Consider the following 15,189-nt stretch of genomic DNA (forward strand, 5'->3'; position numbering starts at 1 on the left):
GTCAGAACCCCTTGGCCACGCAGCGGTTGGTGCGGAAGAAGTCGGCGGTGAAGTCGAGGGCCGCGGTGGGGTCGAAGGCCTTGCAGGTGTAGATGTCGACGCTGAAGAACTTGACCGGTTCCTCCCACGCGTAGAAGTGGGCGCCGGAGGTCTCCCAGTGGATCCAGCCGGCCCAGCCGTAGAGGTCGGAGCGGTGGGTGGCGGGCTCCATGAGGGCCGTCATGTCGATGACGCCGGAGAGCTGCGACAGGTAGCTGGAGATCTCCTCGGCGGAGATGAGGTGGTCGACCTGGCCTTCGATGACGAGGCGCTGGCGATGGATCATGGGCGCCAGGTCGGGGAGCTCGGCGGGGTCCAGGACGAGCTGGGGGCTTCGTACGTCGATCACGCTGAGGGGTCCTCATCGGGCCAGGTGGACGCACGGCGCGTCACACGATCGGGACTCCACCCGCCGCAGAGTATGGAGGGCGCGGCCCGCCGAGGGAAAGGATCTGCGGCGGATTTCACGCCTTCCGAGCGGATTTCGTCCCGAGTGCGGACGCACCGTGGCGACAGCCTCACGCTACGTGTGTGTGATCGGTGCATCGGGGTGGGACTGCCCGGACGGGGTAAGGCTGTCGGACATGGACGCCATCACCATCGAACCGGGTCGATCGAACAGCGTGCGCCTCGAGCCGGTGCCCGAACCCGGCCCGGAGCAGGGCCCCATCGTGGTGGAGAGCATCGCCACCGGGGTCTGCGGCACCGATGCCGAGATCGTGGCCGGGGAGTACGGCGAGGCCCCCGAGGGCGAGGGCCGCCTGGTGCTCGGCCACGAGTCGTTGGGGCGCGTCGTCGACCCGGGCCCCTACGGCGGGTTCGAGGTCGGCGACCTGGTGGTGGGCGTGGTGCGCCGCCCCGACCCGGTGCCGTGCCGCAGCTGTGCGGTGGGGGAGTCGGACATGTGCCGCAACGGGCGCTTCACCGAGCGGGGCATCAAGGGTCGCCACGGCTTCATGGCCGAGCGGTGGGGCATCGAACCCGAGCACGCCGTGCGGGTGAGCCCCGCTCTGGGGGCGCTCGGCGTGCTGATGGAGCCGGCGTCGGTGGTGGCCAAGGCGTGGGAGCAGGTCGACCGGGTCGGCGACCGGGCGTTCTGGGAGCCGCGCACGGTGCTGGTGACCGGGACCGGGCCGATCGGCCTGCTGGCCGCCCTGATCGGGTGCCAGCGGGGCCTCGACGTGGTCGTGCTGGGCCGCCACGACACCGGTCCCAAGGCCGACCTGGTGACGGGCCTGGGGGCCCGGCTCGTGTTCGACATCGACGAGCTCGACGACGATCCGGACGTGGTGGTCGAGGCCACCGGTGCGGGCACGGTGATCGCCGGAGCCCTCGATCGGGTGGCGCCGGGCGGGGTGGTGTGCCTCACCGGCCTGGGCGGTGACGGGCACCGGCCCCGGTCGACCCTCGCCGAGCTGGCCACCCAGCTGGTGCTCGACAACACGGTGGTGGTCGGCTCGGTGAACGCCAACCGACGCCACTTCGTCAAGGCCCACGACGTGTTGTGCGCCGCCGACCAGGACTGGCTGGCGGGGCTGATCACCCGTCGCATGAGCCCGACCGAGGCGGTCGACGCCCTGCGCGAGGGCGGCGACGACGTGAAGGCCGTCGTCGACTGGACCTGAAGCCGGGCGCCCCGCCCACGACCGGAGCTGATGCCGGGCGCGCCACGGGCGGGACCCGGTGGCGGGTCCCGCCCGTGTGCCGGGGGGGGGATGGCGTTGTGGCGCGTGGCGCCCGGTGCGTCAGCGACGCCCGGCGAGAGCCCGCTCGAGCTCGGTCTTCGACATCTTCGAGCGGCCGGGGATCTTGCGGCGCTTGGCCTCGTCGTAGAGCTGGTCGTAGGTGGGGCCGTCGTCCTGAGAGCTTGGTGCCAAGGAGCTGGGGCGGGTGGCGATCTTGGTCATGGGCATGGGGTGGGTTCTCCTCCGATGCGAGACGACGGGGTAGCCGTGCTCCTACCCACTGCGTCGCTGGGCAGACGTGGTGTCGTGGCGAAGCGGTCGCGTGGCGGCGTCAGGACGCCACGTCCTCGCCCGGCTGGGGCACGACCGGCGAGGGCTCGGGTCGCGGATCGATGGGCGAGGGCTCCTCCGGAGGGACCACCGGGCCGGGTTCGGCCGGGCCCGGCGGGGAGGGGACCACCGGGTCCCCCGGAGTGGGCTCGGGGAGGATCGGCGACGGCTCGTGCCCGGGCAGGATGGGACTGGGGTCGGTGGTGGTGGCCCGGGGGCGGCTGGGCGATCCCGCGGGGAGCGGCGCGTGCTGTGTGTGTCGCATGGCCGCGTCCTACCCGAGAGCGCCCACCGCTACCCATGGGCGACCGCTCTCGGCCGGATGCTCGGCCGGATGGAGGTCTACGGACCAGCGTCCGGGGGTAGACGCCCCGTCGAGCCGGCCTGCGCGTCTGCGGCGCGCACCGGACGTCCCGCCGAACGAAGGAGCAGCGATGCCCGACAACGCCGACACCACGCCCGAGACCCAGAGCGCCGACGAGGCCGACGCCGAGGCGACGCACAAGGCCGATCGCATGCCCACCCCCGAAGAGGAGCGGCTCGCCGAGAGCCAGGAGCTCGATCCCGAGGTGGCCGAGTCCTACAAGGAAGCGGCCGAGCGCGGTGCCAACGTCAAGGGCGAAGGCGAGATCTGAGTGGGCCGTCGCATGGTGGCAGACCGTCTCCACCCGGTGGGCGTCAGCGCCCCGACGCCGGGCTCGTCGGTAGGGTGGCACGGTGTCCGCTGATCTCGATCAACCGCTCAAGATCGTCGTCTCCTCCGAGGGTGACACCGTCGTGGTGTCGCTCACCGGGGAGCTCGACCCCCACACCGTGCCGATGCTGGCCGACGAGCTCGATGACGCCATCGACGGCGGCGCCACCTCGGTGGCCCTCGACCTGTCGGGGCTCACGTTCATCGATTCGTCGGGCCTCCGGGTGGTGATCGCCACCCACCGGCGCCTCGAGGAGTCCGGTGGCCGCTTGGTGCTGCGAGCCCCGAGCGACACCGTTCGCCGCCTGCTGGAGCTCACGGGCCTGCTCGGCCACATCGACATCGTCTGACGTACCGATCCGATCAGCATCGCCCAGGGGTGTCCGCCCCCGGGCGATGCTGCGTCCGGCACCGGCTCGCGTGCCCACCACCCGTTGCCGCATCCGGTGTCGCCCACCAACCCAACGACCAGCCCTGCGCCGGCCGGCTCCCGCCGCCGGTGACCGCCGCCGCCCGAGGAGCCCCCGCCATGACCGACGCCGAGTCACGACCGGTCCGTCTCACGTTTCCCGCCGAGGCCCGCAACCTGCGGATCGCTCGTCTCACCGCGGCCGGTGTCGCCGGTGAGGCCGGCTTCTCGCTCGACGCGATCGAGGACCTGCGGGTGGCGGTCGACGAGCTGTGCGCCGTGCTCGTCGACGGCGCCGGGCCCGACGCCGACGCCACCGTCACCTACCGGGTCGTCGGCGACCAGGTGGTCGTCGAGGGGGAGTGCCAGAACGGCGCGGCCGACGCCGACCTGCACTCCGTCGCCCGTGAGCTGCTGAAGATGACGACCGACGACTACACCGTGGCCAAGGCCGGCGATCGCGTCTCGTTCCGCATGGTCAAGCAGCGCCACGCCACGTCGGTGTGATGATGGCCGAGACCCAGGATCCGCCGATCGCCGAGTGGTTCGTCGAGTTCCGGCGCACTCGCGACCGCCGCCTGCGCAACAAGCTCGTCGAGCACCACATGCGTGTCGTCGAGTACTCCGTGCGCCGCTACTCGAACCGGGGGGTCCCCACCGAGGACCTGCGCCAGGTCGGGCTCATGGCGGTGGTCAACGCCGTCGACCGCTTCGACCCCGAGGTCGGGGTGGCCTTCTCCACCTTCGCCAGCCGCACCATCGAGGGCGAACTCAAGCGGTACTTCCGGGACAAGACCTGGTCGGTGCGCCCGCCGCGCCGGGCCCAGGAGCTGCACCTCGACCTGCGGCGCACCGACGAGGAGCTCACCCACGCCCTCGGCCGGTCTCCCACCGTCGCCGAACTGGCCGACGCGCTCGACGTGAGCGAGGACCACGTCCTCGAAGCGCTCGAGGCGGGCACCGCCCACCAGGCGGCCAGCCTCGACCAGCCCGCACCGGGCGGAGACGACGAGGGGGCCACCCGTGGCGAGCGTCTGCTCGGCGAGGTCGACGGTGGCTTCGGTCGGGTCGACCGCGAGATGATCATCCGCGAGCTGGTGGCAGGGCTGCCCGAGCGGGAGCGCACGATCATCTTCCTGCGCTTCTTCGAGGGCAAGACCCAGCCCGAGATCGCCGAGATGGTCGGCGTGAGCCAGTCGTACCTCTCGCGCATCCTGCGGCGCACGCTGCTCGAGCTGAAGGATCGCCTGGGCGACCTCCCCCTCTACGACGAGGGGCTGTAGGACCCCAGGGTCTCTCTGGCGGCCACGGGCGTGGCCGGGGGCGGTGGATGGGGGCGTTGGTGCGTTCGTTCGGCCTTCGGGGCGGGGCGTTCGGTGCCGCGGGTGGAACGTCGGGCGCGCCACTGGCCCGCACACCCAGCTCGTCGAGCGGGAAGTGCGGGCCAGTGTGGTGGTGGCGGCAGGCGTGGTGTGGCGGTCATCAGTGATGGACCGGCGGGGCCTCGGCCGATCGACCGGCGGCGGTCCAGCGGTGTCGAGCGGCGGCGGCTCGACGCGGTGCGGCTCAGGACTCCGGGAAGTCGGACGTGGGGTGGCCGACGATGCTGTCGGCGGCGAGGGAGAGCAGCAGCACGCCGAGGCCGGCGGCGAGGACGAGGCCGAGCACGGAGACGAAGATCATGGTCATTCGGGGACGCTCCTTGAGATTCCTGGACAGCAGGTTCCCTACCCGCTCGCGTCGCCCATGTGCCGGTGTCACGGAATCGTCATGGACGGTCCGGCGCGGGGTGGCGCGGCGTCCGTTCCCGGCTGGGCCGGTCAGAGGCCGATGACGGCCACGCTGTCCGGGGGCAGGGCCACGCCGGGGCCCTCGAGAGCCACCGTCTCGTGGGAGGCCATGAGCAGGTCGGCGTCGGCTCCGGCGCCCGGGATGGGCAGGGTGGCCTGCTCGGCGCCGAGGTTGACGGCGACGGCGACGGCACCGCGGCGCAGCACCAGGGTGCCGTGAGCGTCGTCGACGGCGACGGTGACGCGGTCGAAGCGGCCGTCGAGCAGGTCCGGTCGGCCGGCGCGCAGCTGCAGGAGGCGGGCGTACCAGGCCCTCATCTCCGCGTGTCGGCCCGCATCACGCTCGGACCAGTCGAGCACGGCCTCGGTGAAGGTCGCCGGGGACTCGGGGTCGGCCACCTCCTCGGGCGACCAGCCGAACTCGGCGAACTCCGCCATCCGTCCGTTGCGCACGGCCTCGGCCAGGGCGGGGTCGGCGTGGTGGTCGGCGAAGAACGGGAACGGCGCCGATGCCGCCCACTCCTGGCCTTGGAAGAGCATGGGCACGAACGGCGACGTGAACACGAGCGCACCGGCGATCTTGAGGCGATCGGTCGAGAGCAGGTGGCCGAGCCGTTCGCCCCGGGCCCGGTTGCCGATCTGATCGTGGTTCTGGGCGTAGCCGACGAAGGACGCCCCGCTCAGGCCCTCGGGGGCCCGCCCGTGGTAGCGGTCGCGGTGCTCGCTGTACTGGCCTCGGTAGACGTAGGCGTGGCGTAGCGACTCGGCCAGCGGCGTGAGGCCCACGTAGTCGGCGTAGTAGCTGTCGTGCTCACCGGTGAGGGCGGTGTGCACGGCGTGGTGGAAGTCGTCGTTCCAGTGGGCGTCGATGCCGTAGCCGCCCGCGCTGCGGGGTTCGAGCAGGCGCGGGTCGTTGCGGTCGCTCTCGGCGACGAGCACCAGGCGGCGGCCGAGCTGGTCGGAGAGCTCGTCGACCTCGGTCGCGAGCTGTTCGAGGATGTGCACGGCGCTGGTGTCGATGAGGGCGTGCACGGCATCGAGGCGCAGGCCGTCGATGTGGTAGTCGCGCAGCCACATCAGGGCGTTGTCGACGAGGAAGCGTCGCACCTCGTGGCTGCCGGGGCCCGACAGGTTGACGGCGTCGCCCCACGGGGTGGTGAAGAAGTCGGTGAAGTAGGGCCCGAAGACGCCGAGGTAGTTCCCCTCGGGCCCGAGGTGGTTGTAGACGACGTCGAGGAGGACGGCGAGGCCGCGCTGGTGGCAGGCGTCGACGAGGGTCTTCAGGTCGTCGGGGTCGCCGTAGGTGGGGTGGGGGGCGTAGAGGTCGACCCCGTCGTAGCCCCATCCCCAGCGCCCGGCGAAGGCGGCCACCGGCATGAGCTCGACGTGGGTGACGCCGAGCTCGACGAGCGCGTCGAGGTGCTCGATGGCCGTGCGGAAGGTGCCGCCGTGGTAGTCGTCGCCGGTGGCGGCGGCCACGGTGCGGGGGTCGCCGGTGAAGGTCCCGATGTGGAGCTCGTAGACGACGGCTCCGGCGAGCGGGCCGGCGTCCCAGCCGTCGTCGTGCCAGGTGAAGGCCTCGTGGTCGAGCACCCGGGACGGCCCGTGCACGCCGTGGGGCTGCCACGGGGAGCGGGGGTCGGGACGGGCGTCGCCGCCGTCGACGCGGAACAGGTAGTCGGTGCCGGGGCCGGCGTCGTCGACGGTGAGGCTCCACCAGCCGCCGTCGTCCGACGTCATGGGCAGCCGGCGGCTGGCTCCGTCGCTGCCGCCCGTGGTGCCGGTGGAGTCGGTGCCCTGGGGGGCCGCGGTGGGCTCGGTGGTGCGGGTGGGCAGCTCGAGCTCCACCTGCTCGGCGGCCGGCGCCCACACCCGGAACTCATGCGCCATCGTCGACCCGATCGTCCTGCGTGTGCGCCTGGCGCTCCGCCGCCCTCTTGCCTGGGTGCGCCCCACCCTCCCAGGCCTTCTTGCATGAGATCGACGTCGTGGAGCACGTCGATCTCATGCGAGTTCGTTGGCGGGAGGCGGGTGACGTCATGGGGTGGTGTAGCCGTCGCCGTCGGGGCCATCGGGGTCGAGGCCGCTGCGTCGGCGGGCCTCGTCGGGATCGACGACGTGGACGGCAGCCTCCTCGGCGCTCGTCGGGCCGTCGGCCGCGGGGTCGAGGTCACCGACCATCGCCGCTTCCTCGTCGGCGCCGAGCGGATCGTCGGAGGGCTCGTAGAGGCCGCGGGCCACGTGCTCGTCGGGGGTGAGCCGGTCGGGGTTCTCGCGTGCCGCCCGGCCGGCGACGGAGTCGGCGGTCTCGGTGCCGCCCGCGCCGTAGGCCTCGGCCCCCCACTGGGTGTCGGGTGGCATGTCGTCGAGAGAGGCGCCGGTGGAGGCCTGCCCGGTGTCGCCCTCGACGTCCTCGTCGAAGGCGTCGAACTGCTCGGCTTGGTCTTGCTCGTCTGCCATGGGGACCATCTTCCCGCGATCGCGTCGGCCCCGAACCACGGCCCGAACCACGGCCCTGGGTCCCAGCCCGAAACCTCCCCCTTCTTGCATGACATCGGCGCACTCCACCACGCCGATTCCATGCGAGAAGCGGGATGGGGGCGCGGGTCGGCGGGAGAGGTGCGGGCGCGTTCTGGGGGTCAGTGGGTGCGGCGCAGCACGACGACGGACCGGGCGTCCACCTGGAACTGGCCCTCGGCCTGCAGCTCGTGGAGTCCGTCGGGGGCGCCGATGGCCCCCACCGCCACGACCGCCCCCACCGTGCCCACGGCTTCGGCGGTGGCCTGGCTCACGCCCGCGGCGGTGGCCGCCGCGACCAGGGCGTCCTCGGTGCCGAGGGTGGGGCGGCTGGTGTCGAGCACGGGCACCCAGGCCTCCCCCCACGGTGGACCGGGCACCGTCCACGACAGCGGCTCGTGGTGGGCGTTGAAGATGATCATGAACGTGTCGTCGACGACGGGCTCGCCTCGGGGTCCGGGCCACGGGATGGCGTCGCCGTTGAGGACCACGGCCATGGACTTGGCGTAGCCGACGTCCCAGTCCTCGTCGGTCATCTCGGTGGCGTCGGCCCGCAGCCAGACGATGTCGTGGGCGTCGGAGCCGCGGATGGACCGGGTCTTGAACCAGCGCCGCCGGCGGAACACGGGGTGGTCGGCCCGCAGGCGGCTGAGCCGGCGGGTGAAGCCGAGCATCTCCTCGTGGTTCGCGACGTCGTCCCAGTCGAACCAGGCGATCTCGTTGTCCTGGCAGTAGGCGTTGTTGTTGCCACCCTGGGTGCGGCTGACCTCGTCGCCCATGAGCACCATGGGCACCCCCTGGGAGAGGAAGAGCGTGGTGAGGAAGTTGCGTTGCTGGCGGGCCCGCAGGGCCACGACCTCGGGGTCGTCGGTGGGTCCTTCCACGCCGCAGTTCCAGGACCGGTTGTGGCTCTCGCCGTCGTTGTTGTCCTCGCCGTTGTCGGCGTTGTGCTTGTCGTTGTAGGAGACGAGGTCGTGGAGGGTGAAGCCGTCGTGGGCGGTGACGAAGTTGATCGACGCCACGGGGTGGCGCGAGTCGCTCTGGTAGAGGTCGCTCGAGCCGGTGAAGCGGGAGGCGAACTCGGCCAGCGTGGCGTGCTCCCCTCGCCAGTAGTCGCGCACGGTGTCGCGGTAGCGACCGTTCCACTCCGACCACTGCGGCGGGAAGTTGCCGACCTGGTAGCCGCCCTCACCGATGTCCCACGGCTCGGCGATGAGCTTCACCTGGCTGACGACGGGGTCCTGCTGGATGAGGTCGAAGAAGGCCGAGAGGCGGTCGACCTCGTGCAGGCCGCGAGCGAGCGTGGAGGCCAGGTCGAAGCGGAACCCGTCGACGTGCATCTCGGTCACCCAGTAGCGCAGCGAGTCCATCACCAGCTGCAGCACGTGGGGGTGGCGCATGTTCAGTGTGTTGCCGGTGCCGGTGTAGTCCATGTAGTAGCGGCGGTCGTCGGCCATCAGCCGGTAGTAGGCGGCGTTGTCGAGGCCCTTGAACGAGAGCACCGGCCCCATGTGGTTGCCCTCGGCGGTGTGGTTGTAGACGACGTCGAGGATCACCTCGATGCCCGCCTCGTGGAGCACCTTCACCATGGTCTTGAACTCCTGGACCTGGCTCCCGGTGGTGGCCGCGCTGGCGTAGCCGTTGTGGGGGGCGAAGAAGCCGATGGAGTTGTAACCCCAGTAGTTGCGCAGTCCCTTGTCGACGAGGTGGCTGTCGTGGACGAACTGGTGGACGGGCTGCAGCTCGAGCGAGGTGATGCCCAATCCGGTGAGGTGGTCGATGATCGCCGGGTGGGCCACCCCGGCGTAGGTGCCGCGCAGCTCCTCGGGGACGTCGGGGTGGGTGGCGGTGAGGCCCTTGACGTGGGCCTCGTAGATCACCGTCTGGTGCATGGGCACCTTGGGGTGGCGGTCGTTGCCCCAGTCGAAGAACGGGTTGTGCACCACGCCGCGGGGCACGTGGGGGCCGCTGTCGTCGTCGTTGCGGGAGAAGGGCTCGCCGAAGTCGTAGGGGAAGCAGGCCTGGGTCCAGTCGACCTCGCCGTCGACGGCCTTGGCGTAGGGGTCGAGGAGGAGCTTGTTGGGGTTGCACCACTGGCCTTCCTCCGGGTTCCAGGGGCCGTGGATCCGGTAGCCGTAGCGGGTGCCGGGCCCCACGCCGGGGACGTAGGCGTGCCAGCAGTAGCCGTCGACCTCGCGCAGGCGGACCCGCACCTCCTCGGTGCTGCCGGTGGTGCCGCCGGGATCGCCCGGGTCGAAGAGGCACAGCTCGACCTTCTCGGCCATCTCGGTGAACACCGAGAAGTTGGTGCCGCCCCCGTCGTAGGTCGCGCCGAGGGGGAAGGGCTCACCGGGCCAAGGATGCATGGCTCCCTTCTAGCCGAGCTCCGGGCGTATGCGGTCGGCCGACCCCGACTCTTCACATGGCGATGGCGTCGGTCGCCCGTTGTTCGGGCGGGGCGTCGATCCGTTCACCGGTGCCATCGGCGGTCCGCTCGGGCGTGCGTGGGATCGCCGTGGCGAGGGCGGCCACCGGTTCTAGCGAGCGCTGCGGGGGGAAGGTTCCCAGTCGACCCGTGGCAGCAGCCACCAACCGGGCCGACAGGTGTGCCAGCATCGCCGGCACCGACGTCCGCCGAGAGATGCCCTGGAGATGCCCGACGTGATGTCCGCCCCCCGAGACCCAGGCATTCGCAGCCGGCGGGGAACGAATGCTCGGGGCGGCTGTCGCGGCGTCGGACCTCCGATCCGGGGGACCCGGCGATGAGCACCCAGCGGGCCACGGCGACGTTCGCAGCCGATCTCGAGAGCGCGGCGGCCGCTCGCCACTTCGCCGAGGACCGCCTGCGGGAATGGGGCGCCGAGGAGCTCGTCGAGTCGACCCGGCTCCTGGTCAGCGAGCTCATGGTCAACGCGGTGCTCCACACCGGCACTCCGGCCAGGCTCACGCTGGAGCTCGACGTGGGTTGTCTGCGCGCCGAGGTGGTCGATGGCGGCGAGGGGGATGTGGCTCGCCGGCCCTACGAGCCCGATGCCCCGACCGGCCGCGGCCTGATGATCGTCGATGCCCTCGCCACCCGGTGGGGTGTCGACGAGTTCGACGCGGGCAAGGTCGTGTGGTTCGAGCTGGACCGTCAGCTCACCAGCCCCTCGGTGCGGGGCAGGTCCGCCTCCGGCTGAGGTCCCGCCCGCGGCTCTCTGGCTGACGCCCCGCTCTCCGGTCGTGGCTCCGCCCCGGACCCGCCAGCGGAGGCCCCGCGTTCCGACTGGTCCGACGCCCCCGTTCCGGTTGATCCGACCGGGCACCTCCCCGCCTTCGGCGGATGCGGCCGCGGTGGTTCAGCTGACGGTGCGGAGGGTAGCGATGGGCGCCTGGTCGTCGGCCGGTGGGGCCCCGGCGCCGAGGAGCATCAGCTCGGTGGGGTCCACCGGGTTGAGGTCGCCGGTGCGCACGGCCGGTTGGGCGTGGGTGAGCAGCGTGCGCAACATGGCCATGGCGAAGGCCTCGGTGTCGAGGTCGGGGTCGAGCTGGCCGGCCTGCTGGGCGGCGCCGACGAGGGCGACGATGCGGGGGATGGGGCCCCACGTGACGGCCCCGGGCGCGTAGCTCTCGCTCATGCCCGCGAACACGAGGATGGCGCTCTGGGTGAGCGGCTGGGAGCGCTCCATGAGCGCGGTGGCCAGGGCGATCATGGTCCGCAGCTCGGTGATGGGATCGAGTCCGTCGGGGATGGAGGTGAACGACTCGTCGGCCAGCATCAGGAACACCCCGATGCCGAGGGCGTGCTTGGAGCCGAACAGGCGGTGGATCTCACCGGCGGAGATGCCGGCAGCGGTGGCCACCTCTTCGATGCTGAGCTCCTGCCATGGCCGTTCGGTGAGCAGCCCTCGGGCGGTCGCGGCGATGTCGAAGGGGGTGACGACGCGGTCGTGGGTGTGGGCGAACGCCGTCATCTGGCTCTGGGGGGTGGTGCGGCCATGGCGGACGCGCTCGCCGTCGGAGGGGAAGCGGGTCATGAGGCCCGCCACGACCGGCAGGTCGGCGCCGTCGTCCTGCATGCGGGTGAGCGTGATGAGCATGGCGAACGCCGCCCAGGAGTACAGCTCGACGGGAGCACCCTCGGGGTCGATGAGGTGGCGAGCCGCGAAGGCGTCCATGAAGGTGGAGTAGAGGGCGGCGAGGTTGTCCATGGTCACCGGGGGACGGGCCTCCCGGCCCCAGCGGGTGAGCATCAGCTCCGACGCGGCGACCGCTCGCTTCTCGGTGATGCGGTATTGGCGGCGGAGCTTCTCGGCCACCACCGGGTCGTCGAGCTTGGCCAGCATGCCCAGGCGCACCCGGAGGGCGGGGTCGTCGACCACGGTGCGCAGCTGCATCTGGCAGGCCTGCTCGAACTGGGCGTGGAGGTCGCCGTCGCCCAGGGCCATCTGGTTCATGAGGTCGACGACGGCGGGGTCGTAGCCGTCGGCGGTTGGGTCGGTGATGTGGTCGACCAGCTCGTCGAGGTACTCCTGGGTGGTGCTCCAGTAGGCGTAGAAGGTGGCCCGGGTGATGCCGGCCGCCTTGGCCAGCCGGGAGACGTTGAGCCCGCCGAAGAGCTCGGCGGGCGGAGTGTCGATCCACAGGTCGAGGCCGGCCTGGAGGACCTTCTCACGTGTGGTGGGGGGGGAGGACGGGTTCGGCACGGCCCCGACTATACAGGACTGTTCACTAGACACTGATGTCTAGTGCAACGCTCGCTCGTGCTCATTGACCAGGGCGTCAGCGTGCGGTTGTCTGGCCACGTGCCGGCGGCCCCGCCGTCGACACGACCGGCTCCGTCCCAGGTCCGTCGCTCACTTCGGTGGGTGAGGTGCCGGGGACAGGCCGGGGCTGGACCGTCCGGATCACTCCGGGCGCCGGTCGCACTGCGTGCGAGGCGCAGCTCGGCTCGTCATCTGGGCGGCGCGGGCCGAGCGTGCCTCGACGTGGGCCCTGAACCGGCGACAGCCTCCTTCACCGCCGCCCGGACTCGCTCGAAGCGGCTCGCCCGAACCACGCGTAGTTGTCGGGTTAGGGCGTCGACAGGTGACGCTGTTTCCTGACAGGTTCGCCGGTGGGGTGTTGTTGTCGGGTTAGGGCGTCGACAGGTGACGCTGTTTCCTGACAGGTCCGCCGGTGGAACGCGGCTACTCGTGCTGGGGGGCGGGTGGATGGGCGGCGGGGTGAGCGTGTCGGGAGGACCGCACGGCGTTGCGGAGGGTCGCCACGACCCGCCCGGGCTGGTGCCAGACGTCGACCTCGGCGATCTCGAGCACGGTCCAGCCGCTGGCGCGGAGCCGACCGAGGCGGACCTGGTCGCGCTCGCGGTCGACAAGGCTGCGGTGGTACAGCTCGCTTTGGATCTCGACGATGACGGTGGCCTGGCGATGGGTGTAGTCGACCCGTCCGATCACGCCGCCGTCGTCGCCGATCGTCACCTGGCGCTCGAAGCCGGCGACGTCGTGGTCCCGGAGGATCTGCTCGAAGCGGTGCTCGAGGTTGGAATCGGTCGGCCGGTAGTCCGGATCGCTGCGGTCCTCGAGGATCGAACGCATGGTGCGGATCCCGGGACGGCCGCGACCTTGCAGATCCTCGAGCATGGCGAGCAGATCGCGGTAGGTGGTGAGCCGCAGGCTCAAGCACCGGTCCGTGAGGCGGGCGACGCGATCGGGGTGCACACGGGCGGCGAGGTCGAACAGGGTGCGGGCCGCCGTGGTGACCCGCAGCCCGTCGATCACGGTCACGTGGCCGACGTGGAACCTCGTGGAGGTGTGGCTCACGGGGGTCCTCGGGTCACGGGCGCGCCGGACCCGCATCACGTGAGGGGGGAGCAGAGCGAACCCGCCGAACCCGAGGACCGCGGCGGCGGAGGACGTGGCGAGGGCCGCATCATCGCCCTCACGGAGTAGTGCGGCCATGGCGGATCGGCGTTCGGTGGGCGGGGCGCTGACGAAGGACCAGACCCGCCTGGTGGCGCTGGCGATCTCGCCGGTCTCCCGCCAGCGACGGAGGCTGTCACGGCCAAGGCCGGCCTCCCGGGCCTGGGCCGAGGTGAACAGCCCATGCTGGCCGGCCGCGATCTCGCGGACTCGGGTCCTTCGGTCGTCCTTGGGGTGATGGGGTTCACTGGCCAGGATCGCTGGGAGTGGCCCCGGCGGGGTCGGTATGACCCAAGGGTTCGGCGTGGCATCGTCCATCTCGACTCCCTGGGACGGGAAGTGGTGGACGGCACGGCCGCCGATCGCCGGAGTCCATCACTGGAAGCACGCAGTGACAAGGGCACGTTCGGGCGACCGACACATCGAGGCTCGGCTCCTCGCTCGAACCGCGCGTAGTTGTCAGGGTTGGGCGTCAACAGGTGACGCCCTTTCCTGACAGGTTCGCGAGGGCCGGGAAGCCGGGCAGGTCCGGCTGGGAGGGAGACTCCTGGGATCGGCCTCGAGCGGAGTCGGGGGTGAGGCGTCAGGGGGTGAGGGAGCGGCCGATGATCTCCTTCATGATCTCGGTGGTGCCGCCGTAGATGGTCTGGATGCGGGTGTCGAGGTAGGCCCGGGCGATGGGGTACTCGAGCATGTAGCCGTAGCCGCCGTGGAGCTGCACGCAGCGGTCGACGACCCGCTTCTGCAGCTCGGTCGTCCAGTACTTGGCCATGGCGGCCTCCTCGACGCTGAGCGTGCCGGCCACGAGGGCTTCCACGCAGCGGTCGACGAACACCTCGCCGATCTGGATCTCGGTGGCCATGTCGGCCAGCTCGAAGCGGCTGTTCTGGAACGAGGACACCGGGCGACCGAAGGCCTGGCGCTCGTCGGTGTACTCGAGGGTCCAGCGCAGGGCCTGGCGGGCCATGGCGATGGCGCCCACGGCGATGGAGAGCCGCTCCTGGGCCAGGTTCTCGACCAGGTGCACGAAGCCCATGCCCTCGGTGCCGAGGAGGTTGTCGACCGGCACGTGCACGTCGTTGAAGAACAGCTCGGCGGTGTCCTGGCTCTTGAGGCCGACCTTGGCCAGGTTGCGGCCCCGTTCGAAGCCGTCCATGCCCCGTTCGAGCACGATGAGGCTCATGCCCTTGTGGCGTTGGCTGGGGTCGGTCTTCACGGCGGTGATCACCAGGTCGGCGTTGATGCCGTTGGTGATGAAGGTCTTGGAGCCGTTGACCACGTAGTGGTCGCCGTCGCGGATGGCGCTGGTGGACATGCCGGCGAGGTCCGAGCCGATGCCGGGTTCGGTCATGGCGATGGCGGTGATGAGCTCGCCCGAGGCGATGCCGGGCAGCCAGCGGGCCTTCTGGTCGTCGGTGGTGAGGCTGAGGAAGTACGGCAGGCAGATGTCGTTGTGCAGGGTGATGCCCAGCCCGGCTCCGCCGGTGCCGGCGTAGGCCATCTCCTCGGCGAGGACCTGGTTGTAGCGGAAGTCGTCGACCCCGCCGCCGCCGTACTGCTCGGGCGCGGCCATGGCGAGGAAGCCGTTGTCGCCCGCCTTGGTGAACAGCTCTCGGGGGACGATGCCGGCGCTGTCCCACTCCTCGGTGTGCGGGGTGATCTCCTTGGCCACGAAGGCGCGGACGGACTCCCGGAACATCTCGTGGTCGTCGGTGAGCAGCGTGCGTTCCATGGCGGTCAGGCTACGCCTCGGGCGCGCTGGCTGACGAGGCCGTCAGCCAGAACGAATCCGACGTTCTTGCATGGTCTTGGCGCCATGGGGCGC

General features: G+C 71.3%; 14 protein-coding genes and 2 pseudogenes. 6 read left to right on the forward strand and 10 right to left on the reverse strand.

Translation table 11 applies throughout. The features are described 5' to 3' along the window. Position 1 precedes the first annotated feature (1 nt). On the reverse strand, positions 2-388 hold the full coding sequence (locus tag LUW87_RS02470; RefSeq protein ID WP_232669490.1) for an S-adenosylmethionine decarboxylase: 387 nt from the start codon (positions 386-388) through the stop codon (positions 2-4). A gap of 235 nt (positions 389-623) precedes the next feature. Between LUW87_RS02470 and LUW87_RS02475 the strand changes: the two genes are divergently transcribed. Beyond that, on the forward strand, positions 624-1,664 hold the full coding sequence (locus tag LUW87_RS02475) for a glucose 1-dehydrogenase (protein WP_232669491.1): 1,041 nt from the start codon (positions 624-626) through the stop codon (positions 1,662-1,664). Between the two features lie 120 nt (positions 1,665-1,784). Here LUW87_RS02475 and LUW87_RS18990 read toward each other — a convergent pair. After that, a pseudogene (locus tag LUW87_RS18990) lies at positions 1,785-1,895 on the reverse strand (plasmid stabilization protein); the annotation flags it as partial. 593 nt (positions 1,896-2,488) lie between these two features. On the opposite strand from LUW87_RS18990, the gene LUW87_RS02485 reads away from it, so the two are divergent. The 4 genes from LUW87_RS02485 to LUW87_RS02500 all read left to right on the forward strand — a co-directional run bounded on the left by LUW87_RS02485 (position 2,489) and on the right by LUW87_RS02500 (position 4,440). Further along, positions 2,489-2,689 carry a hypothetical protein gene (locus LUW87_RS02485; RefSeq protein ID WP_232669493.1) on the forward strand — a complete coding sequence of 67 codons (201 nt, stop codon included), beginning with the start codon at positions 2,489-2,491 and terminating at the stop codon, positions 2,687-2,689. An 82-nt stretch (positions 2,690-2,771) separates the two neighbouring features. After that, positions 2,772-3,098: an STAS domain-containing protein gene (locus tag LUW87_RS02490; RefSeq protein WP_232669494.1), complete on the forward strand. Its 327-nt coding sequence runs from the start codon at positions 2,772-2,774 to the stop codon at positions 3,096-3,098. 179 nt (positions 3,099-3,277) lie between these two features. Continuing rightward, the gene (locus tag LUW87_RS02495) at positions 3,278-3,664 is read left to right on the forward strand and encodes an ATP-binding protein (RefSeq protein ID WP_232669495.1); all 387 of its coding nucleotides are present in this window, start codon (positions 3,278-3,280) and stop codon (positions 3,662-3,664) included. A 2-nt stretch (positions 3,665-3,666) separates the two neighbouring features. Continuing rightward, on the forward strand, positions 3,667-4,440 hold the full coding sequence (locus LUW87_RS02500) for a SigB/SigF/SigG family RNA polymerase sigma factor (protein WP_232669496.1): 774 nt from the start codon (positions 3,667-3,669) through the stop codon (positions 4,438-4,440). 283 nt (positions 4,441-4,723) lie between these two features. Here the strand turns inward: LUW87_RS02500 and LUW87_RS18605 are convergent, their stop codons facing one another. The 4 genes from LUW87_RS18605 to glgX form a co-directional block, all read right to left on the reverse strand. Further along, positions 4,724-4,846, reverse strand: a complete 123-nt coding sequence (locus LUW87_RS18605; protein WP_283250858.1) for a hypothetical protein — start codon at positions 4,844-4,846, stop codon at positions 4,724-4,726. A 131-nt stretch (positions 4,847-4,977) separates the two neighbouring features. Then, positions 4,978-6,837, reverse strand: a complete 1,860-nt coding sequence (treZ, locus tag LUW87_RS02505; RefSeq protein ID WP_232669497.1) for a malto-oligosyltrehalose trehalohydrolase — start codon at positions 6,835-6,837, stop codon at positions 4,978-4,980. Positions 6,838-6,984: 147 nt separating this feature from the next. Further along, positions 6,985-7,407, reverse strand: coding sequence for a hypothetical protein (locus LUW87_RS02510; protein ID WP_232669498.1), 423 nt, complete (start codon positions 7,405-7,407; stop codon positions 6,985-6,987). A 179-nt stretch (positions 7,408-7,586) separates the two neighbouring features. Continuing rightward, on the reverse strand, positions 7,587-9,830 hold the full coding sequence (gene glgX / locus LUW87_RS02515) for a glycogen debranching protein GlgX (protein WP_232669499.1): 2,244 nt from the start codon (positions 9,828-9,830) through the stop codon (positions 7,587-7,589). 396 nt (positions 9,831-10,226) lie between these two features. On the opposite strand from glgX, the gene LUW87_RS02520 reads away from it, so the two are divergent. Continuing rightward, entirely contained in the window at positions 10,227-10,643 is a 417-nt protein-coding gene (locus tag LUW87_RS02520; protein ID WP_232669500.1) for an ATP-binding protein, read from the forward strand. Positions 10,644-10,802: 159 nt separating this feature from the next. On the opposite strand, the gene LUW87_RS18995 is transcribed toward LUW87_RS02520, so the two are convergent. The 4 genes and pseudogenes from LUW87_RS18995 to LUW87_RS02535 all read right to left on the reverse strand — a co-directional run bounded on the left by LUW87_RS18995 (position 10,803) and on the right by LUW87_RS02535 (position 15,096). Next, positions 10,803-12,149: a TetR/AcrR family transcriptional regulator gene (locus LUW87_RS18995; protein ID WP_232669501.1), complete on the reverse strand. Its 1,347-nt coding sequence runs from the start codon at positions 12,147-12,149 to the stop codon at positions 10,803-10,805. A gap of 483 nt (positions 12,150-12,632) precedes the next feature. Beyond that, positions 12,633-13,403 carry a DUF559 domain-containing protein gene (locus LUW87_RS02530; RefSeq protein WP_232669502.1) on the reverse strand — a complete coding sequence of 257 codons (771 nt, stop codon included), beginning with the start codon at positions 13,401-13,403 and terminating at the stop codon, positions 12,633-12,635. Between the two features lie 72 nt (positions 13,404-13,475). After that, positions 13,476-13,682 (reverse strand): annotated as a pseudogene (locus LUW87_RS19415) (type IV toxin-antitoxin system AbiEi family antitoxin domain-containing protein); the annotation flags it as partial. Between the two features lie 265 nt (positions 13,683-13,947). After that, on the reverse strand, positions 13,948-15,096 hold the full coding sequence (locus tag LUW87_RS02535) for an acyl-CoA dehydrogenase family protein (protein WP_232669503.1): 1,149 nt from the start codon (positions 15,094-15,096) through the stop codon (positions 13,948-13,950). Positions 15,097-15,189: the final 93 nt, after the last annotated feature.

This window comes from Rhabdothermincola salaria, from assembly GCF_021246445.1.
Lineage (GTDB): Bacteria > Actinomycetota > Acidimicrobiia > Acidimicrobiales > Acidimicrobilacustridaceae > Rhabdothermincola_A > Rhabdothermincola_A salaria.